The following is an 18,407-nucleotide window of genomic DNA, read 5'->3' on the forward strand; positions in this document are numbered from 1 at the left end:
TGGTAAAGCCGAGCCTACCGACTATCTCTTGTCCATGTACAAACCAAAAGCCGGTCTTCCGACGCGCGAGCAGATCCTCGACTTCATCGCCACCTCCGACGTGCCCGCGGGCAAACGCGAGATCGCCAAGGGCTTCGGGCTCAGCGCGCAGGACAAGATCGGGCTCAAGGCCTTGCTCAAGGACATGGCCGACGAGGGGCTGATCGACAGCGCCCCCGGCCGCGCGTTCCACAAGATGGGCGGCGTGCCCAAGGTCACCGTGCTGCGGATCGCCGATGTCGACGATGGCGGCAATGTGTGGGCGGTCCCCGAGCGCTGGGAGGCGGAGGGTGTGCCACCGCCGCGGCTGCGTGTGCGCGAACGCAAGCGCGGCGCGTTGGGCGTCGGCGAGCGGATCCTTGCGCGCACCGAGGAGGCCGGGAATGGCTGGATCGCGCATCCGATGAAGGTGCTCGCGCCGGCCTCAGAGCAGGTGCTGGGCGTGCTGCGCGAGGACGGTGGGCGGCTGTGGCTGACCGGCGTCGACAAGCGCGAGCGGCGCGAGTTTGCGGTGGCCGATGCGGGCGGTGCGGCGCCGGGTGACTTGGTGCTGGCCGAACTCGCGGGCAAGCCGCCCAAGATCGCCGCGCGCGTCGTCTCGAAACTGGGCGATCCGTTTGCGGCGCGCAGCTTCTCGCTGATCGCAATCCACAAGCTGGGCATTCCCGACGTGTTCTCGCAGGAGGCGCTCGCCGAGGCGGAGCGGGTGTCCAAGCTGCCGCTGGGGGAGGGGCGCGAGGATTTGCGCGACGTGCCGATCGTTGCGATCGATCCCGAGGATGCGCGCGATCACGACGATGCGGTGTGGGCGGAGGCGGATGACGATCCCGCCAATGCGGGCGGCTGGAAAGCGATCGTCGCGATCGCCGATGTCAGCTTCTACGTCCGGCCGAAATCGGAGGTCGATCGCGAGGCGCGGCGGCGCGGGAACTCGGTGTATTTCCCCGACCGGGTCGTGCCGATGCTGCTCGAAATCCTGTCGGCGGAGGTGTGTTCGCTGAAGGAAGGCGCGGATCGCGCGGCGCTGGCCTGCCATTTGCGGATCGGCAAGGATGGATCGCTCAAGTCGTGGCGCTTCACGCGCGCGGTAGTGCGGATCGCGGCGAACCTTGCCTATGAAGAGGCGCAGGCGATCATCGATGCGTCCTCCCCTCCCGCCTTGCGGGAGGGGGCGGGGGAGGGCGGTGCCCCACTTGATGCAGTCGAGAGTCAGGAAGCCCCTCCCCAGACCCCTCCCGTAGACGGGAGGCGAGATATGCTGGCAGTGCTGCGTCCCCTCTGGGCGTGCTGGCAGTCACTGGCGAAGGCGCGCGACGCGCGGGCGCCGCTCGATCTCGACCTGCCCGAACGGCGCGTGGTGCTCGACGAGCAAGGGCGGATCATGTCGGTGTCGCCGCGCGAACGGCTCGATGCGCACCGGCTGATCGAGGATTACATGATCGCCGCCAACGTCGCCGCCGCCAAGGCGCTCGAGGCGAAGAAGGCGCCGGTGATGTATCGCATCCACGAGCCGCCCAGCCGCGAGAAGCTGATGGCGCTGAAGGAGTATCTCGAGACGTTCGACGTGCCGTTCGCGCTGGGGCAGGTCGTCCGTCCGGCGACGTTCAACCACATCATCGAGCGGATCGGCGATGCCGACTTCCGCCCGCAGGTGATGGAGCAGATCCTCCGCACGCAGACCCAGGCCTATTATGCGCCGGGCAACCATGGGCATTTCGGGCTGAGTCTCGGCAGCTACGCGCACTTCACCTCGCCGATCCGGCGTTATGCGGATCTGCTCGTGCATCGCTCGCTGGTGTCCGCTTACGGGCTGGGCGAGGGCGGGTTGCCCGCGGACGACGCGGCCAACATGGAGTCGGTCGGCGAGATCATCAGCCGGCTCGAGCGCCGCGCGATGGAGGCCGAGCGCGATACCACCGATCGCTATGTCGCGGCGTTCCTGTCGGAGCGAGTCGGGCAGGTGATGGACGTCAGGATCACCGACGTCACCAATTTCGGCTTCTTCGCGACGGTCGAGGGGATCGGCGGCGACGGGCTGATGCCGGTACGCGATCTGGGCGGCGAGTATTTCCGCTTCGACGAGGGCGCGCGCACGCTGACCGGCGAGCATAGCGGCGACGTCTTCGCGCAAGGCCAGACGCTGGAGCTGCGGCTGGCGGAGGCGAACCCGGTATCGGGGGCGCTGCGGTTCGAGATGCCCGAGGGGAAGGGGGCTGCTCCTCCGATGCGCGGCGGGCGCAAGCCGGTACGCGAGATCAAGCATCGCGGGCGGCCGATGAACATCCGTCACAAGGGCAAGCGCCGTTAGGATTTGGACAAGCTCCCCGCGCTATGCGAGCGTGGCGCAGGGGAGACTGGCATGCGGGGATATATTCTAGGCCGGTCGCGGCGGCGGATCGTCAGCGATTTCGTCGCGGCGAAGGCGACGGCGGCGGATCGTGCGATCGCCTATGACGCGCAGGACCTGCGGACGTTTCGACGGCTGTGCGCGTTCGGTGCGATCGTCGACGACGGGGCGGGGCGCTATCACCTCGATGCGCGAAAGCTCGGGGCGTTTCGCGGGGCTGTGCGCCGGCGGGCGGCGGCGATCGCGGCGGCATCGGGCGTGGTGGCGAGTGCTGCGGCGGCAGCGACGGTGTTCGCGCTGGCGGAGTAACCGGGCGCGCCGCCGAGATCGCAGCGTGTTTCCCCGCGAAGGCGGGGAAACAGACTGGGCTCCCGCCTTCGCGGGAGAACAGCAGGGTGCGGGGTTGAGGTCCTGACTGTGATCAGCCGACCGTGAAGGTGAGCCCTGCCTTCGCCACGAGGCGATCGCGCAGCTTCGTGCCCATCAGCGCGCCCGGCGTCCAGATGCCGCCATCGCCAGCCACGTCCTGAACGAGGCACAAGGCCGCCTCCGCGATCATCTTGCTGGTCGAGCCATAGCCCGGATCGCGGTCGCCGGTGACGACCGAGTCGATCCGCGCGCCATCGGGCATGATGCCGACGAACAACAGGTCGTAATGACCGGCGTCGCGCTCTTCCTTGGACGGGCCTTCGCCGGGTTTGGGGCCCTTGTCGCCCGAGAAGGGATTGAACTTGGCGATCGCTTCGGCCGCCACCTTGCCGAGATCGCCGAGCCCCGCGACCATCATCTCGTCATAGACGAAGTCCGCGCCATAGGCCTCGCCGAGCAGGAAGTTGGTGCGGTGGACGTTCTTGGTGTTGATCGGCGCCATCACGAACGGCGCGACCCAGGCCGAGAGCGTCGTGTCATATTCGGGGAGCAGCCCGGTCGGCTGGTGCGGGCCCTGGAAGCCCGGGGTGAGCGCGAACGGGCTGGTCAGCAGCTTGACGATGCCGGGGTCGCGCGCGGCGGCGGCGAGCGTCGCCTTCAGGCTGGCCGCGGTGCCGCCCGAGAACGTCCCCTGCATCTTCCGTACGCGACCTTTCACGCGGGGCGCTGGCATGCCGTATTTGGCTTTCGCGGCATCCTGCAGCGTCAGCACGCCGAGATCGAAGGGGATGCTGTCGAACCCGCACGAGAAGACGATGCGCGCACCCGTACGCGTCGCCTCGCCCTCATGCGCGTCGATCATGTGGCGCATCCAGGCGGGCTCGCCGCACAGGTCGACATACCCGGTGCCGGTCGCGGCGCACGCGGCGACAAGTGCGCTGCCGTAGAGCTGGTAGGGGCCGACGGTCGAGATGACGACGGTGGCGCGTTCGGCCATCGCGCGGAGGCTGGCGGGATCGTCCGAGTCGGCGGTGACGAGCGGCGTGTCGGCGGGCGCACCGATCAGGTCGCGCACCTCCTGCAGCTTCGCCAGCGACCGACCCGCCATCGCCCAGCGAACGCCGCTCGGATAGGTCTGCGTCAGATATTCGGCGACCAGCCGACCGGTGAAGCCCGTCGCGCCATAGATGAAGATGTCGAAGTCGCGCATATCCGCCTCCTGTTTGCCCCCGGTTTGCGCTTCCGCTGATGGCATCGCAAGCGAAACGCAGTGACTCGCCATGGCTGCTTCGATCTGCGAGCATCGCGCTATGGCCTCCGATCGCAAAACCGTCGCGTTCATCGTCGAGCAGCTCGCCGCGGCGGGCAACGTCTCCGCAAAGCCGATGTTCGGCGAATATGGCGTCTATTGCGACGGTAGGATGGTGGCGATGGTCTGCGACGACCAGCTGTTCGTCAAGCCGACCCCCGGTGGCCGCGCGTTCGCGGGCACGATCGACGAGGCGCCGCCTTATCCCGGCGCGAAGCCCTGCCTGCTGGTAGACGCCGACCGCTGGGACGATGCGGACTGGCTTGCCGAACTCGTCCGGATCTCGGCGGCGGAACTGCCGCTGCCGAAACCCAAAAAGGCTAAGCCGCCTCGTTGAACTGGAGGCTGGCGAGCCGCGCGTAGAGCCCGCTGTTCGTCATCAGCGAGCCGTGCGAGCCCTCCTCGACGATCTGCCCGTCGCTCATCACGATGATCCGCTCGGCCGCGCGCACGGTGGCGAGGCGGTGCGCGATGACGAGCGTGGTGCGGTTCGCCATCAGCCGCTCGAGTGCCTCCTGCACCAGCCGCTCGCTTTCGGCGTCGAGCGCGCTGGTCGCCTCGTCGAGCAGCAGGATCGGCGCATCGCGGAGCAGCGCGCGCGCGATCGTCACGCGCTGACGCTGGCCGCCCGACAGCCGCGCGCCGCCCTCGCCGAGGAAGGTGTCGAGCCCCTCGGGCAGCTTGCGCAGGAATTCGGCCGCGTTGGCGGCCTCGGCGGCGGCCCAGAGCTGGTCGTCGGTCGCGGTCCAGTCGCCATAGCGCAGATTGTCGCGCGCGGACGCGCCGAAGATGATCGTCTCCTGCGGGACCATCGCGATCCGCGCGCGCACCGCAGCGGGATCGGCGTCGCGCAGGTCGACGCCGTCGAGCGTCACGCGGCCCGCATCGGGATCGTAGAAGCGCTGGACGAGCTGGAACAACGTCGTCTTGCCCGCGCCCGAGGGACCGACGACCGCGACCGTCTCGCCCGGCTTGATGTCGAGCGAGAAGCCGTTGAGCGCGGCGACGTCGCGGCGGGTCGGGTAATGGAACTGGACGTTTTCGAACGCGAGCGCGCCGCGCGGCGGCTGCGGGAGTGCGACCGGATTGGCGGGGGCGGCGATCTCGGGCGTCTCGCGCAGCAGCTCGGACAGCCGCCCGGCGGCGCCGGCACCGCGCAACAGGTCGCCATAGACTTCGGTCAGCGCGCCGAATGCGCCCGCGACGATGCCGCCGGTAAGAACGAACGCGGCGATCGCGCCCCCGCTGATCCGCCCGGCAGCGACGTCGATCGCGCCCTCCCACAGGACGAGCGTGATCGAGCCGAAGACCAGCCCGATGACGATCGCGGTCATCACCGCGCGCAGCAGGATGCGCGCGCGCGCCGCGGCGAAGGTTGCGCCAACCGCATCGGCAAAGCGGATCGCCTCGCGGTCTTCCTGCCCGAACGCCTGCACGACCTTCATCGCGCCGAGCGTCTCGGTCGCGATCGAGCCGACATCGGCGACCCGGTCCTGGGAAGTGCGCGAGTAATTGCGGACGCGTTTGCCGAGCAGTGCGATCGGCAGGATGATCAGCGGGATGCCGATCATCAGCATGCCCGCGAGCTTCGGCGAGATTGCGAACAGATAGATCAGCCCGCCGATCCCGGTGAAGGTGTTGCGCAGCGCGATCGACACGGTGCTGCCGACGACCTGTTCGATCAGCGCGGTATCCGAGGTCAGTCGCGAGGCGATTTCCGACGGGCGGTTCTCCTCGAAGAAGCGCGGCGTCAGGCGGAGCAGGTGGCGCTGCACATTGGTGCGGATATCCGCGACGACGCGCTCGCCCAGCCATGAGACGTAATAGAAGCGCACCGCGGTCGCCAGCGCGAGCACAACGACGATCATCAGCAGATAGTGGAACGAGGTGCCGACCGATCCGCTGGCGCCGGGGCCGAAGCCGCGATCGATCACACGCTTGAAACCGTAAGGGATGCCGATAGTCGCCGCCGACGTGGTCATCAGCGCGAGGCCGGCAAACGCGATCTGGCGCGGATAGTTGGCGGCATGACGCCACACCATCGCGAGATCGCCGATCCGGCGGGACGTCTTCTCTTCGGGGTTCGGCTTGGCCATGCGGCACCGCCTAGCAGCCGTGGGGGTGGCGCTCAACGACAACCGCCGTGCGCGGTGGCCGTGGAGACAGGCCGGCCTTACGCGATAGGTAATGATCGCGCGTTGCGCTGCGGCGCTTTTGCGTTACGACCGTTATAGCCTATATAAAGGCGAAGGATACCGCATGCTCTACGATGCTTACGAATTCCAACGGTCGATGATGTCAGGTGCTAGCAAACTGGCGAGTTTCGGCGCGGAAATGCTCAACAACCCGGCAAACCCATTCTCCTATTTAGGCGGCGGGGCGGTGATCGGATCGGCGCTGGAGGTGTTCGCACACGCGAATGCGACTCGCGGAAAGCCCGCATTCGGGCTCGACCAGACGGTGATCGACGGGCGTGAGGTCGCGGTGCGCGAGGAGATCGTGCTGCGAAAGGATTTCGGCCAGCTCAAGCGGTTCGTACGTGAGGGCGTCGAGGGCGGTCCCAAGCTCCTGATCGTCGCGCCGATGTCTGGCCATTATGCCACGCTGTTGCGTGGGACGGTCGAGCGGATGCTCCCGTTCGCGGACGTCTACATCACCGACTGGCGCGATGCGCGCAGCGTGCCGTTGTCGGCGGGCCGCTTCGATCTCGACGATTATGTCGACTACCTGATCGCGTTCCTCGAGCAGATCGGCGCGAACGAAGGGCAGGGCGGTACGCACATGCTCGCGGTCTGCCAGCCCTCGGTGCCCTGCTACGGCGCAGCGGCGCTGATGAGCGCGGACAAGAATCCGTGCCGACCCAAGACGTTGACGATGATGGGCGGTCCCGTCGACACGCGCGAGGCGCCGACCGCGGTCAACACGCTGGCGACCGAGCGGCCGCACGCCTGGTTCGAGCAGAATGTGATCGCGACGGTACCGGGCAATTATCCCGGTGCGGGGCGCAAGGTATATCCTGGGTTCCTGCAACTTGCCGGGTTCATGTCGATGAATCTGGGCAACCACATGGTCTCGCATTGGGAGATGTATAAGCATCTCGTCCAGGGCGACGATGCGAGCGCGTCACAGAGCCAGGATTTCTACGAGGAATATCGCTCGGTTTGCGACATGACCGCGGAATTCTATCTCCAGACGATCGACGTGGTGTTCCAGACCCACGCACTGCCACGCGGGATCCTGACGCATCGGGGTCGGCTGGTGGATCCGGCGGCGATCACCGATATCGGGTTGTTGGCGATCGAGGGCGAGCGCGACGATATTTCAGGGCTGGGCCAGACCAAGGCTGCGCTGACGCTGGCGACGGCGTTGGCCGATGCGAAGAAGCGGTATCTGATCGCGGAAGGCGCGGGACATTACGGCATCTTCAACGGATCGCGCTGGCGCGACAAGATCGCGCCGGTCGTCGAAGAGTTTATTACCGCGAACGGGTGATGATTATGGGCAGCCCCGATGGCGGGGCTGCCCATCGGTAGGTCAGGCGACCGAGTCGACGACGGCGTGGCTGCTCGACTCGTCCGAACGGATGGTGCCGCCGAACAGCATCTTCAGGCGACCACCGATCGAGATGTCCGTCTCCCACAGCTCGGCGCTGTCGATGTCAAAGCGGAGCAGCGTCAGGTTGGGGTCTTCCTTGCCGCCCGGAAACCATGCCTCGACCTGGTTGTTCCAGAGCTTGTCGATCTGCGCGCGGTCGTTCGACGTCGAAACGTCGCCCGACATGCAGGCGAAGAAATCATGTCCCTTGCCGACGAACTGCGCCATCGCCGCGCCGCCCTTGGCGATGCGGTTGTCGCGACCGGCGAAGAAGAACAGCGTGTTGGGCTGATCGTCGTCGATCTGCGCGGTCATCGGCTCGGAATGCTGGCCATCCTCGAGGCCGATCATCACGAACGGGCTCGACTTCAGCTTGTCGATGAACTTCGCTGCGATTTCCTGCGGGGTATCCTTGTCGGCCATCGTCATTCTCCTATGGGCTTGGATTGCCTGAGAGAACGGGTGGGGCGGGCGTTGGTTGCGCTGCGCGGTCCGATGCGATGCTGCTTGGTGAAAGCGCAGACGGCGCGCCATGATGGTGGCGGCAGCAGTCCTGCTGCCAAACAAGAAAGGTAAGGTGTATGCAACTTGCCGATCTGTGCCTGATCCTCGGCATGCTCTTCGCCTTCGCGACCCTGGTCGTGAAGATCATCGAAGTGTCGCGCAAAGGCTAGGTGCACGGGAGGGGCTTGGGCTGACACCCAAGTCCCAAACGTATTGGGCCCCGGCCGCTGACACGACCGGGGCCCAAACAAGAAAGGCGGTGTATGCAACGCCGTTTTGCTACATGCGCGAATGCGGCAAGTTTTTCAAGATCACAGCACCTCGAACAACCCGGCGGCACCCATGCCACCGCCTACGCACATCGTGACGACGACATACTTCGCACCGCGGCGCTTGCCTTCGATCAGCGCGTGGCCGGTCGCGCGGGCGCCGGTCATGCCGTAGGGGTGGCCGATCGAGATCGCGCCGCCGCTGACGTTGAGCCGCTCGTCGGGGATGCCGAGTTTGTCGCGGCAGTAAAGCACCTGCACCGCGAATGCCTCGTTCAGCTCCCACAGGCCGATATCGTCCATCTTGAGGCCGAAGCGCTTGAGCAGCTTCGGGATCGCGACGACCGGGCCGATTCCCATCTCGTCGGGCTCGGTGCCACCGACCGCGATGCCGACATAGCGACCGAGTGGCTGGAGACCGCGCTGCGAGGCGATCTTCTCCTCCATCAGCACCGACGACGAGGAGCCGTCGGACAACTGCGACGCATTGCCCGCGGTGATCGTGAAGTCGGGGCCCATCACGGGTTTCAGCGACTGAAGCCCCTCGAGCGTGGTGTCGGCGCGATTGCCCTCGTCCTTGGCGATCATCACGTCCCTGTAGGTGACCTCCTTGGTCTCCTTGTTGACGATCGCCATGGTGGCGTCGACCGCGACGATCTCCGCGTCGAAATAGCCTGCGGCCTGTGCGGCGGCGGTGCGCTGCTGAGACTGGAGCGCATAGGCATCCATCGCGTCACGGCTGATGCCATAGCGCTTGGCGACGACCTCGGCGGTCTGCAGCATCGGCATGTAGACGTCCTTGTGCATCGCGACCAGCTGGGGGTCGGGCGCGACGCGCATCTGTGGGGTCTGGACGAGGCTGATGCTCTCGACACCGCCGCCGATCGTGATGTCCATATTGTCGGTGATGATCTGCTTGGCGGCGGTGGCGATCGCCATCAGGCCCGACGCGCACTGGCGGTCGACCGACATGCCCGACACGGTGACGGGAAGCCCCGCGCGGAGCAGCGACGTGCGCGCGATGTTGCCGGCCTGATGACCCTGCTGGAGCGCGCAGCCGAAGACGACGTCGTCGATCTCCGCACCATCGACGCCGGCGCGCTCGACCGCGGCGCGGATCGAATGCGCGGCGAGCGTCGGCGCGGGCGTGTTGTTGAACCCGCCGCGATAGGCGCGGCCGATGGCGGTGCGAGCGGTGGAGACGATGACGGCTGAACGCATGGATTTGCTCCTTTTGGATTTGGATCGTCACCCCAGCGAATGCTGGGGTCTTCTGGGTGGCGGGCGTCGTGGCTCGAACCGGGAGATGCCAGCGTGCGCTGGCATGACGTCGATGGTTGGGCGGACTTAGACGAAGACCTGGCTGATCCATTCGGCGATCAGGGCGGGCTTTTCCTGGCCATCGATCTCGACCGTAAAGGCGTTGGTCTGCTGCCACTGGCCGGGGCGCTTCTCGTCGAACGACAGCAGCTTGAACTTGCCACGCACCTTGGAGCCCGACCGGACCGGCGAGAGGAAGCGCACCGAATTGCCGCCGTAATTGACGCCCATCTTGGCGCCCTCGATCGTGGGCGCGTCGGGCACCTTCGACGACAACAGTGGCATCAGCGACAGCGTCAGGAACCCGTGCGCGATTGTGCCGCCGAACGGGGTCTGCGCCGCGCGGGCGGGGTCGATATGGATGAACTGGTGGTCACCCGTCGCAACGGCGAATTTGTCGATCATGGCTTGCGTGACCTCGACCCAGTCGGACACCGTTTCGGTGCCGATGCGGGCCTGCATCTCTGCGGTGGTGATCGTTGCCACGGGGGTCCTTTCTGGTTGGCGCGGTGCGCTGACGCGTCTCTAGGCGCGGCGGTGCTAGTATCGCAAGTCTTGCGTTGACCGGAAAGAGGAAAATGCTGAGTTTGTCTACGTGGAACGGCGAACCCGATGTTCTAAAGGGTGGTTTTACAAAGGAGGGTGGGGGCGGCGTACGTAGGGCGGTTGTCCCGCGAAGGCGGGAGTTCAGTCTGGGTCCCGCCTTCGCGGGGAAACATTTGCGGGCTGGTTCGAGTGGTTAAGGTACCACCCCGGCGGAGGCCGGGGTCCAGTTGGGAGACGTTGCTGACTGAGGTTCGGCTACGTTACCGCGACCTCCTCAACTGGGCCCCGGCCTCCGCCGGGGTGGAGGCGTGATCTTGGGGACACGTGTATCCAGTAGCGGCAGCGAGCGCTGGCCCAGGTAGCCGGGGCTCAGGCCGTCACGCCCTCGGTCTTCGGCCGGCGTATCTCCGGATACGGCGTCACAATCGAACCATCCGGCGCGGCCATCATGTTGACCTGGGTCGGGAAGGCGATCTCGATCTTCTCGTCGTTGAAGCGCTTCAGGATGGCGATGCCGACCGCGGTGCGGCCGTCGTAGAAGCTGGCGTAATCGGGGCCCTTGCTGTCGAACTGGACCTCGAAATCGAGGCTCGACGCGCCGAAGCCGGTAAAGCCCGCGCGGGTGAAGATCTTGTCGTTGGCCTCGACTATCTCCTTGAGCATCGCGGGGATGCGCGAGCAGACCTCGGGCGGGGTCGAATAGGTGACGCCGATGATGAATTTCGCGCGGCGGTGGTTGCGCTGCGTGTTGTTGAGAATCTCCTTGTTGAGGAGGTTCTTGTTCGAGATCACGCGCTCCTCGCCGTCGATGCCGCGGATTCGCGTCGATTTCAGGCCAATCGCCTCGACGCTGCCCGAGGCGGTGTCGTAGCTGATCGAATCGCCGCGGCGGAACGGGCGGTCGAAGATGATCGCGAGGGCTGCGAACAGATCGGCGAAGATACCCTGCGCGGCGAGACCGATCGCGATGCCGCCGACGCCGAGCCCGGCGACCAGGCCGGTGACGTTGACGCCGAGATTGTCGAGCACGACGACCAGCGCCACCGCGAACACGACGAACGTGACGAGCAGCCGGATCAGGCCCATCGCCGACAGCAGTGCCTCGCCCGAATAATGTTCGGACTGCGTGCGATGCTCGATCGCACCGAGGATGATCTCGCGCACCCAGACCGCGGCCTGGAACACCGCGGCGACGGTGAAGAGGAAATTGATCGTCGTCGCGACCTCGCCGGGGGCGGCGGAATAGCCCGACACGAGCTTGGCCGCGAGCATGACGATGAAGAAATTACCGGTCCGCGCGATCGCCTTACCGACGACCATCCCCCAGCCGTTCAGCGCGCGCGGGCGTTCGCACAGCTTGCTGCCGAACCGGCGCGCGGTGTGGAGCGCGACGACGATCGCCGCGCCGATCCCGACCGCGATCAGGATCTGGAGCCAATAGGCCTGCACCCAGGCGATGCTGGCGGTGACGAAGCCCTGCGCCTGGTTGCCGACGTCGCCGGCGTCAAAGATCGGTTGTTTGGCGGGGGTGGTTGCGTTGGACATGGAAATACTCGTCAGGCCGCGTTTGCGCGTGCGGTCAGAATGGGCGCCGCGGTGGCGGGCGTGCCGGCTTCGAGGAAGGCGATCAGCCCGCATTCCTCGCGGCTGAGATAGCGCTTGGCGCGCGGGAGGCGGAGCGCCTTGCGAAAGGTGGACTGTCCCTGTTTCACCAGCGCGATGAGCGACGGATGAACATAGCTCTTCCGCGCGATCGCGTGCGTGTTGCCGAGCCGTGCGACGACGGGCTCGAGCATCGTCTTGAGGCTGAGATCCACCTCGGCGGAGGCGAGCGCCTCGAACGCGGCGACGCTGGCGGCCCAGGTGCGGAAGTTCTTTGCGGTAAATTCGGTGCCGGTGACGTCGCGGATATAGCAGTTCACGTCGGTCGAGGTGACGGGATGCGCGACGCCCGCATCGTCGAGCCAGGCGAACAGATGCTGCTCGTCGAGGTCCTGGCACTTCTTGACGAAGCTGCTGAGCGACCGATCGGTGATCTTGAGCGTCCGTAACTTGCCCGACTTGCCCTTGTACTGGAGTTTGAGCGTCGCGCCCTTCACCGCGCCGTGGCGCTTGCGCAGAGTGGTCGCACCGAAGCTCTCATTCGCCTCGGCATAGGCTTCGTTGCCGACGCGGATATGGCCGCCGTCGAGCAGCCGGAGGACGGCGGCGACGGCGCGCTCCCGGGTGAGCGAGCGTTTGCGCAGATCGGACTCTACCGCCTTGCGTAGCTTCGGGAGCGCGTTGCCGAAGTCGGCGCAGCGTTCGTATTTGGCCGCCTCCTGCGCTTCGCGGAAGCCGAGGTGATAGCGATATTGCTTACGGCCCTTTTCGTCCCAGCCGACCGCCTGGATATGACCGTGGGGCTTGGGGCAGAACCAGGCGTCACGATAGGCGGGGGGCAGGGCGATCGTGTTGAGCCGGCCGATCTCGTCGCGGTCGGTGATGCGCTCGCCCTTGGCGTCGAAATAGCCCCAGCCGTTCCGCATCTTCTTGCGGGTTATGCCGGGCTTTGAGTCGTCCGAATACACGATTCTGGTGGGCAATGCGGTGGTCCTTGGGGCGCCGTATGAAGTCTTCTGGAAATGTTCGGCAAGGCGCATCGTTCCGGAACGACGCGGGCCGCCCGTGGTTGAGGGGGCACTGGATTTCACTGGAGACATGCCATGACCGATCTTTCCCAAGCTCGCGTACTGATGCTCGCTGCCGATGGTTTCGAGACCGTCGAACTGTTCGAACCCAGGAAGGCGCTCGAGGCGGCGGGGGCGAAGGTTACGCTCGCGTCGATCAAGACCGACCCGATCCAGGGCATGAAGGGCGACATCAACAAGGCCGAGACGGCGACGCCCGAGCTGACGCTCGACGAGGTCGATACCGACGATTACGACGCGCTGGTGCTGCCGGGCGGCGTCGCCAACCCGGACACGATGCGTCAGGAAGAGCGCGCGATCGAGATCATCACCGAGTTCATGGAGGACGGCAAGATCGTCGCGGCGATCTGCCATGCGCCGTGGCTGCTGGCCGAGGCGGACGTGATCGATGGCCGCCGCGTGACGAGCTACCCGTCGATCCGCACCGATCTGGAGAATGCGGGCGCCGACGTGGTCGACGAGGAGGTCGTGGTCGACGGCAATCTGATCACCAGCCGCAAGCCCGATGATATCCCTGCGTTCAACAAGGCGATCATCGCCGCGCTGGAGGAAGAGCTGGCCGACGAACCGGTCGACTGATTGCAAGAGTGAAGCACGCTCTTCCTTGTTCTCCTGCGAAGGCGGGAGCCCAGACTGGGTCCCCGCCTTCGCAGGAGAACAAGGAGGGGGTGGTCTAGTGCCTGTTAAGCCAGCGTTGGGCGGGGCGTTCTATTAGGTGATAGAGTGCGATCGAGGCCAGCAGGACCAGGCCGAGGTACAATGCGAGCTTCGCGGGCGACACGGCGTTCGCATCGCTGACGAAGGCGAGCTTGAATGCCTTCCACAGAATGAAGTGGCTGAGATAGGTGGCGTAGCTGATCTCGCCGAGATAGTGGATCGTGCGCATCTCGAACGGGTTGTCCGGTCGGCCCGACGTGAGGGCCAGTAACAGGAGCAGCGTTGCGAACAGCGCGGGGACGACGAGCGTTTCGGGCGCGCCGGCAATCCAGATGATGGCGAGCGCCATGGCGGTGAATATGGCCGCTCCGATCGCCGCACGCGCAGTGCGCCAGCGTAACCAAAGCGCGCAGACGATGCTGCCGGTGGTGAACTCGATCAGGCAGCGGAGCAGGCCGTAGCGCGGGATGTCGGTGCCGAGCGTCGGGGAGTCGATTGCCAGGTGCAGCGCCAACAGCAGCAGGCCCGCAAGCGCGAGCAGCACCGCGGTCGGTACGCGGCGCCAGTCCACTGCCATCACGAGCAGCGGGAACAGCAGGTACGCGGCGAGCTCGGCGCTGATCGACCAGGCAGGATCGTTCCAGGCGAGGTGGCGGGTGAACCCCCAGTTCTGGAGCAGCACGACGTGCAGCGGGAGTTCGGAAAACACGAATTGCGGGTCGTTACGGCCGGTCGCGCGCAGCACGAGCGCCAGCGCGACGGCGCCCACCAGAGTCACCAGATGCAGCGGCCAGATCCGCGCGAGGCGTTTTTGCAGGAAACGCGGCACGCCCGCGATGCCGCCGATCCGCAGGCGGTCGTTCCAGGTGAGCCAGATCACGAAGCCGGACAGCAGGAAGAAGAAGTCGACCGCGAGATAGCCCTTGGCGAAGACGTCGCGCAGGGCGGTGGGCAAGCCGGCGATCGAGAGGCGGATGTGGTAGAAGACGACGAACCACGCCGCGATCCCGCGTACGCCGGTCAGCGCACGCAGTTCCCCGATGGACGCGCGTGCGCTCATGCCGCCGGGGCGGCGGGCGCCGCGCGCCGCATCGGGCGGAACGACTCTTCGCTCCGCTTGCGCGCGAGATAGGTGTCGAGGCCGATCTGCGCGCCGATCAGCATGTAGATGAACGGCTGGAACGCGATCGCGATGAACGCTGCGCCGAGCAGATAGACGATGTGGCCGCTCTGCAGCGCGGCCGCGAGCGGGCCGGCCCAGGCGAACGTGCCGTCGGGATCGCGGTAGCGGCGGCGAACGACCTCCATCCGGACCAGGCCGATCAGGTTGATCGCGAGCCACAGCGCGAGCCCGAAATAGCCCTGTTCGCCGAGCATCTCGAAATAGGCGCTGTGATAGGCGCGCGCCTTGTCGACCTCGACCTTGGGGGTGGCCGCGGCGGCGGGGGCGCCTGCGCTGCCTGCATCCGGCGCGGTCTTCAGGTCGTATCGGATATGGTTGCCCAGATACGCGTTGAAGCCGCCACCGAACGGATGCGTCTTGGCGTATTCGATCGTCCATTTCCACACCGCGAGCCGGGTCGAGGCGGACTCGTCCGCGTCGTACGTCTTGATCGTGTTCATGCGGTTGGTGAAGGTGGAGGGCAGGAACGGAATCGCCGCGACGCCGAGCACGCCGAGCATCGCCAGATACGCAAACTTCCGCTTCACGTTGCGGATCGACAGCAGCGCGAGCAGGCCGATGCAGAGCAGTCCGGTGCGGGTCGAGGTGCCGACCGGGATCAGCAGGCATGCGAAGACCAGCGCGAGGCAATAGCCTTTCAGTCGCCAGTCGCGCTTGAAGATCGTGCCGTGGCTCATGAACCAGATGATGATCGGGATGATCGCGATCGCCACCGCGCTGATCGTGCTGCCCTCGTACAGCCCCGAATTATTGTCGACCATCAGGTTCAACTGGCCATAGCCGCCGCCGCCGCTGGCGATCGTCTTGATGCCGCCGACGACGATGATCGAAGACGCCGCGAGGATCATGAACGCTAACAGCGCCTCAATCCGCAACCGCGTGCGCAGCGTGAGCGGGAGGAAGGCGGCAAAGGCGAGCGCCTTCCACACCCAGTCCCATTTCTCCTTGGCCTCGGCAGGGAAATCGGCGGCGATCGTCGTGCCCCAGCAATAGAGCAGCAGCAGCACGATCAGCACCTGCCGCCCGCCGACCCGCGTGTCGCGCTTGTCGTCGGCGAGGATCCATCCGCCGACCGCCAGCGCGACCGCGATCAGCGAGATCGGCACCGAATTGAGCAGCAGATAGGTCAGCCGCTGCGGCGAGACGATGTCGATATAGACATAGACGAGCACGAGCAGGAACGGCCGCTTGAACCCCATGCCGAAGAACGCGAGCAGGAAGGCGATGAACGCGAGATCACGCATCGCGGCGGGATGTCCGGTCGGGGCGGCGAGTCTTGTCGGCGGCGTCGTGCGGGCCGGGCTCGCGATCGAGATCGGGCCGCCGGAGCAGCAGGAATGCGGCGAGCATCATCAGCCCGTGGCTGAGGCCGAGCGCGAGATTGTCGATCATGGGACGGCCTCCTTTGCGTGCAGGGGTTTGCGTAGCGGGTTTCTCGAGATTTGTGCGTAGCCATAGTCGGTTGACGCGCCGTTAAGCGATCTGTGGCAGACGCGGTCCACAATGCGTATCCTTCATATCCTCGACCACGGCCTGCCGCTGCAAAGCGGCTACACGTTCCGCACGCGCGCGATCCTCAAGGCGCAGGAAGGGCTGGGGTGGACCGTCGCGGCGGTTACCGGCCCGCGCCACGGCGCAGCGCCCGCCTCGGTCGAGTCGATCGACGGGCTGACGTTCCACCGGACGGCGGCGGGCGTGAAGCCGGGTCCGGTCGGCGAGGTTGCGGGGATCGCAGCCTTCGCCAAACGGATCGAGTCGGCGGTCGATGCCTTCAAGCCCGACATCCTCCACGCGCATTCGCCGGTGATCGACGCACTCGCCGCGCTTATCGTCGCGCGCAAGCGCAAGCTGCCGCTGGTGTACGAGATCCGGGCGTTCTGGGAGGATGCGGCGGTCGGCAACGGGACGGGGACGGCGACGTCGCTGCGCTACCGGGCGACGCGCGCGCTGGAGACATGGGCGGTGCGGCGCGCGGATGCGGTCGCGGTGATCTGCGAGGGGCTGCGCGGCGACCTGGTCGCGCGCGGGATCGCCGCGGACAAGATTACGGTGTCGCCCAACGGCGTCGATCTCGAGCTGTTCGGCACCGCGCCGCCGCGCGACGATGCGCTGGGCGCGGCGCTCGGGCTCGACGGTGCAGACGTGGTCGGGTTCATCGGCAGCTTCTACGATTATGAAGGGCTCGACGACCTGATCGCGGCGATGCCTGCGCTGGTCGCGGTGCGGCCCAAGGCGCGGCTGTTGATGGTCGGTGGCGGGCCGATGGAGGCGGCGCTGCGCGCGCAAGCGGAGGCGTCTCCGGTGGCGGATGCGATCCGCTTTGTCGGGCGCGTGCCGCACGAGGAGGTCGAACGCTATTACGGGCTTGTCGATATCCTCGCCTATCCGCGCAAGCGCATGCGGCTGACCGATCTCGTCACGCCGCTCAAGCCGCTCGAGGCGATGGCGCAGGGTCGGCTGGTCGCCGCGTCCGACGTCGGCGGGCACCGCGAGCTGATCCGCGACGGCGAGACGGGGACGCTGTTTCCGCCCGACGATCCGCAGGCGATCGCGGATGCGCTGGCGGGCATGTTCGCGGACAGGTCCGGCTGGGAAGAACGCCGCGCGCGCGGGCGGGATTTCGTCAGGACAGAGCGTAACTGGTCGTCAAACATTCGGCGCTATGATCCGCTTTATGGACGGCTGATCGCAGCTGCTGCACGGGAAAATCGATGACTGCGCTTGGTCGCTACCCCCTGATCCGATCGCTGCCGCTGTACGGCGCGGTGGCCGGCGGGCTGCTCGCTGCCGTCGGCGTGGTGGCGATCTCGACCGACACGCTGGAATCGCTGGTGTGGACCACCGGCGTCGCCGCGCTCGTCCCCGCCGCCGCACCGCCGCTCGGAATGACCGCGCGCGCCTTGCTGGCGCTGGGCAGCGGGCTGCTGGTCGCGGCGTTGCTGTGGTCGTCGCTGTTCCTGCTGTTCGGACCGGGCGGGTTCCTGGTCCGCCGGGCGCCGCGCGAGGACGGCGTGCCGGTGATCCGCCGCGCCGACGCGCATCCCGACGCGCCGCCGCGCAAGCCGATGTCGGCGGCCGACCTGGGCACGCCGATGATGGAAGTGGGCGTGGGGTCTGGCGGGCGCGACGAGCGGACGATCCCGGCCGATCTCGATTTGCCGCTCGCGGCGTTCGATCCCAAGGCGATCCCGCCGGTACCGATGGAGCCGGTGCGCCCTGTGTCGCCGTTGAAACAGGCGATCATGGCACCGCTGATCGCGGTCGAATCGTCGGCGGAGGCGAAGACGTTCCTGACCGCGCCTGCACCACCGTCGGCACCGGCGCCGGTCGCGCCCGTCGAGGCCGTTGTCGAGACGCCAGCTGCAGTGCCGGTCGAGCCGGTCGTCGAGGCACGCGACGTGCTGGTGCAGGAGGACGTCGTCGAAATCGCCGCGCCGACGCCGATCGCGCGGCCGGCACGCGCGGTGGCCGAACCGGCGTCGCCCCCGACGATCGAGGCGCTGCTGACCCGGCTCGAGAAGGGCGCGCTGCGCCGCGGACTGATCGGCTCGCACTGAACGCGCAGGCCGGCGATCCTCCG

At 66.7% G+C, this 18,407-nt stretch carries 17 protein-coding genes; 7 read left to right on the forward strand and 10 right to left on the reverse strand.

Annotated elements, in window-relative coordinates; genetic code table 11:
- Window positions 1-34: 34 nt before the first annotated feature.
- Together EV283_RS08805 and EV283_RS08810 are read left to right on the forward strand one after the other, a co-directional pair.
- Entirely contained in the window at window positions 35-2,347 is a 2,313-nt protein-coding gene (locus tag EV283_RS08805; RefSeq protein WP_130324494.1) for an RNB domain-containing ribonuclease, read from the forward strand.
- Between the two features lie 51 nt (window positions 2,348-2,398).
- Window positions 2,399-2,695: a hypothetical protein gene (locus EV283_RS08810; protein WP_130324496.1), complete on the forward strand. Its 297-nt coding sequence runs from the start codon at window positions 2,399-2,401 to the stop codon at window positions 2,693-2,695.
- A 112-nt stretch (window positions 2,696-2,807) separates the two neighbouring features.
- Here EV283_RS08810 and EV283_RS08815 read toward each other — a convergent pair whose 3' ends face one another.
- Window positions 2,808-3,965, reverse strand: a complete 1,158-nt coding sequence (locus EV283_RS08815; protein WP_130324498.1) for a saccharopine dehydrogenase NADP-binding domain-containing protein — start codon at window positions 3,963-3,965, stop codon at window positions 2,808-2,810.
- Between the two features lie 100 nt (window positions 3,966-4,065).
- On the opposite strand from EV283_RS08815, the gene EV283_RS08820 reads away from it, so the two are divergent.
- Complete coding sequence (locus EV283_RS08820; protein WP_130324500.1) at window positions 4,066-4,401, forward strand: TfoX/Sxy family protein; 336 nt, start codon at window positions 4,066-4,068, stop codon at window positions 4,399-4,401.
- On the opposite strand, the gene EV283_RS08825 is transcribed toward EV283_RS08820, so the two are convergent.
- Window positions 4,385-6,160, reverse strand: coding sequence for an ABC transporter transmembrane domain-containing protein (locus EV283_RS08825; protein ID WP_130324502.1), 1,776 nt, complete (start codon window positions 6,158-6,160; stop codon window positions 4,385-4,387). The genes EV283_RS08820 and EV283_RS08825 overlap by 17 nt on opposite strands.
- Before the next feature lie 163 nt (window positions 6,161-6,323).
- Between EV283_RS08825 and phaZ the strand changes: the two genes are divergently transcribed.
- Complete coding sequence (gene phaZ / locus EV283_RS08830; protein ID WP_130324504.1) at window positions 6,324-7,556, forward strand: polyhydroxyalkanoate depolymerase; 1,233 nt, start codon at window positions 6,324-6,326, stop codon at window positions 7,554-7,556.
- A 42-nt stretch (window positions 7,557-7,598) separates the two neighbouring features.
- Here the strand turns inward: phaZ and EV283_RS08835 are convergent, their stop codons facing one another.
- The 5 genes from EV283_RS08835 to EV283_RS08855 all read right to left on the reverse strand — a co-directional run bounded on the left by EV283_RS08835 (window position 7,599) and on the right by EV283_RS08855 (window position 12,825).
- Window positions 7,599-8,081 (reverse strand): pyridoxamine 5'-phosphate oxidase family protein, encoded by a 483-nt coding sequence (locus tag EV283_RS08835; RefSeq protein WP_130324506.1) that lies wholly within the window; start codon window positions 8,079-8,081, stop codon window positions 7,599-7,601.
- A 392-nt stretch (window positions 8,082-8,473) separates the two neighbouring features.
- Window positions 8,474-9,652, reverse strand: a complete 1,179-nt coding sequence (locus EV283_RS08840) for an acetyl-CoA C-acyltransferase (RefSeq protein WP_130324508.1) — start codon at window positions 9,650-9,652, stop codon at window positions 8,474-8,476.
- A 126-nt stretch (window positions 9,653-9,778) separates the two neighbouring features.
- Window positions 9,779-10,237, reverse strand: coding sequence for a MaoC family dehydratase (locus EV283_RS08845; RefSeq protein WP_130324510.1), 459 nt, complete (start codon window positions 10,235-10,237; stop codon window positions 9,779-9,781).
- Between the two features lie 429 nt (window positions 10,238-10,666).
- Window positions 10,667-11,842 carry a mechanosensitive ion channel domain-containing protein gene (locus tag EV283_RS08850; protein ID WP_130324512.1) on the reverse strand — a complete coding sequence of 392 codons (1,176 nt, stop codon included), beginning with the start codon at window positions 11,840-11,842 and terminating at the stop codon, window positions 10,667-10,669.
- An 11-nt stretch (window positions 11,843-11,853) separates the two neighbouring features.
- On the reverse strand, window positions 11,854-12,825 hold the full coding sequence (locus EV283_RS08855; RefSeq protein WP_130325081.1) for a DNA topoisomerase IB: 972 nt from the start codon (window positions 12,823-12,825) through the stop codon (window positions 11,854-11,856).
- Between the two features lie 177 nt (window positions 12,826-13,002).
- Between EV283_RS08855 and EV283_RS08860 the strand changes: the two genes are divergently transcribed.
- Window positions 13,003-13,566 carry a type 1 glutamine amidotransferase domain-containing protein gene (locus EV283_RS08860; RefSeq protein WP_055878364.1) on the forward strand — a complete coding sequence of 188 codons (564 nt, stop codon included), beginning with the start codon at window positions 13,003-13,005 and terminating at the stop codon, window positions 13,564-13,566.
- Between the two features lie 94 nt (window positions 13,567-13,660).
- Here the strand turns inward: EV283_RS08860 and EV283_RS08865 are convergent, their stop codons facing one another.
- Genes EV283_RS08865 through EV283_RS19110 form a run of 3 tightly spaced genes read right to left on the reverse strand, consistent with a single transcriptional unit; the run spans window position 13,661 to window position 16,219 of the window.
- Window positions 13,661-14,704 (reverse strand): acyltransferase, encoded by a 1,044-nt coding sequence (locus EV283_RS08865; RefSeq protein WP_130324514.1) that lies wholly within the window; start codon window positions 14,702-14,704, stop codon window positions 13,661-13,663.
- Window positions 14,701-16,071, reverse strand: a complete 1,371-nt coding sequence (locus tag EV283_RS08870) for a putative O-glycosylation ligase, exosortase A system-associated (protein WP_130324516.1) — start codon at window positions 16,069-16,071, stop codon at window positions 14,701-14,703. Before EV283_RS08870 ends, EV283_RS08865 begins: the two co-directional genes overlap by 4 nt.
- Window positions 16,064-16,219: a hypothetical protein gene (locus EV283_RS19110; RefSeq protein WP_165391728.1), complete on the reverse strand. Its 156-nt coding sequence runs from the start codon at window positions 16,217-16,219 to the stop codon at window positions 16,064-16,066. Before EV283_RS19110 ends, EV283_RS08870 begins: the two co-directional genes overlap by 8 nt.
- Window positions 16,220-16,330: 111 nt before the next feature.
- Here EV283_RS19110 and EV283_RS08875 point away from each other — a divergent pair, with 111 nt between their 5' ends.
- On the forward strand, window positions 16,331-17,542 hold the full coding sequence (locus EV283_RS08875; protein WP_130324518.1) for a TIGR04063 family PEP-CTERM/XrtA system glycosyltransferase: 1,212 nt from the start codon (window positions 16,331-16,333) through the stop codon (window positions 17,540-17,542).
- A complete protein-coding gene (locus EV283_RS08880; protein WP_130324520.1) occupies window positions 17,539-18,384 on the forward strand; it encodes a hypothetical protein in 846 nt (281 codons plus the stop codon). The genes EV283_RS08875 and EV283_RS08880 overlap by 4 nt, the downstream gene beginning before the upstream one ends.
- The last annotated feature ends 23 nt before the right edge of the window (window positions 18,385-18,407 follow it).

This window comes from Sphingomonas sp. BK036 (assembly GCF_004216825.1).
In the GTDB taxonomy this organism is placed as follows: Bacteria; Pseudomonadota; Alphaproteobacteria; order Sphingomonadales; family Sphingomonadaceae; genus Sphingomonas.

What these genes read in the sequence shown, in the direction of transcription:
- EV283_RS19110 (WP_165391728.1), bottom strand. Translation starts at nt 16,219, where the DNA reads ATGATCGACAATCTCGCGCTCGGCCTCAGCCACGGGCTGATGATGCTC.
- EV283_RS08880 (WP_130324520.1), top strand. Translation starts at nt 17,539, where the DNA reads ATGACTGCGCTTGGTCGCTACCCCCTGATCCGATCGCTGCCGCTGTAC.
- EV283_RS08815 (WP_130324498.1), bottom strand. Translation starts at nt 3,965, where the DNA reads ATGCGCGACTTCGACATCTTCATCTATGGCGCGACGGGCTTCACCGGT.
- EV283_RS08875 (WP_130324518.1), top strand. Translation starts at nt 16,331, where the DNA reads ATGCGTATCCTTCATATCCTCGACCACGGCCTGCCGCTGCAAAGCGGC.
- EV283_RS08855 (WP_130325081.1), bottom strand. Translation starts at nt 12,825, where the DNA reads ATGCGGAACGGCTGGGGCTATTTCGACGCCAAGGGCGAGCGCATCACC.
- EV283_RS08825 (WP_130324502.1), bottom strand. Translation starts at nt 6,160, where the DNA reads ATGGCCAAGCCGAACCCCGAAGAGAAGACGTCCCGCCGGATCGGCGAT.
- EV283_RS08870 (WP_130324516.1), bottom strand. Translation starts at nt 16,071, where the DNA reads ATGCGTGATCTCGCGTTCATCGCCTTCCTGCTCGCGTTCTTCGGCATG.
- EV283_RS08860 (WP_055878364.1), top strand. Translation starts at nt 13,003, where the DNA reads ATGACCGATCTTTCCCAAGCTCGCGTACTGATGCTCGCTGCCGATGGT.
- EV283_RS08810 (WP_130324496.1), top strand. Translation starts at nt 2,399, where the DNA reads ATGCGGGGATATATTCTAGGCCGGTCGCGGCGGCGGATCGTCAGCGAT.
- EV283_RS08835 (WP_130324506.1), bottom strand. Translation starts at nt 8,081, where the DNA reads ATGGCCGACAAGGATACCCCGCAGGAAATCGCAGCGAAGTTCATCGAC.
- EV283_RS08840 (WP_130324508.1), bottom strand. Translation starts at nt 9,652, where the DNA reads ATGCGTTCAGCCGTCATCGTCTCCACCGCTCGCACCGCCATCGGCCGC.
- EV283_RS08820 (WP_130324500.1), top strand. Translation starts at nt 4,066, where the DNA reads ATGGCCTCCGATCGCAAAACCGTCGCGTTCATCGTCGAGCAGCTCGCC.
- phaZ (WP_130324504.1), top strand. Translation starts at nt 6,324, where the DNA reads ATGCTCTACGATGCTTACGAATTCCAACGGTCGATGATGTCAGGTGCT.
- EV283_RS08865 (WP_130324514.1), bottom strand. Translation starts at nt 14,704, where the DNA reads ATGAGCGCACGCGCGTCCATCGGGGAACTGCGTGCGCTGACCGGCGTA.
- EV283_RS08850 (WP_130324512.1), bottom strand. Translation starts at nt 11,842, where the DNA reads ATGTCCAACGCAACCACCCCCGCCAAACAACCGATCTTTGACGCCGGC.
- EV283_RS08805 (WP_130324494.1), top strand. Translation starts at nt 35, where the DNA reads ATGTACAAACCAAAAGCCGGTCTTCCGACGCGCGAGCAGATCCTCGAC.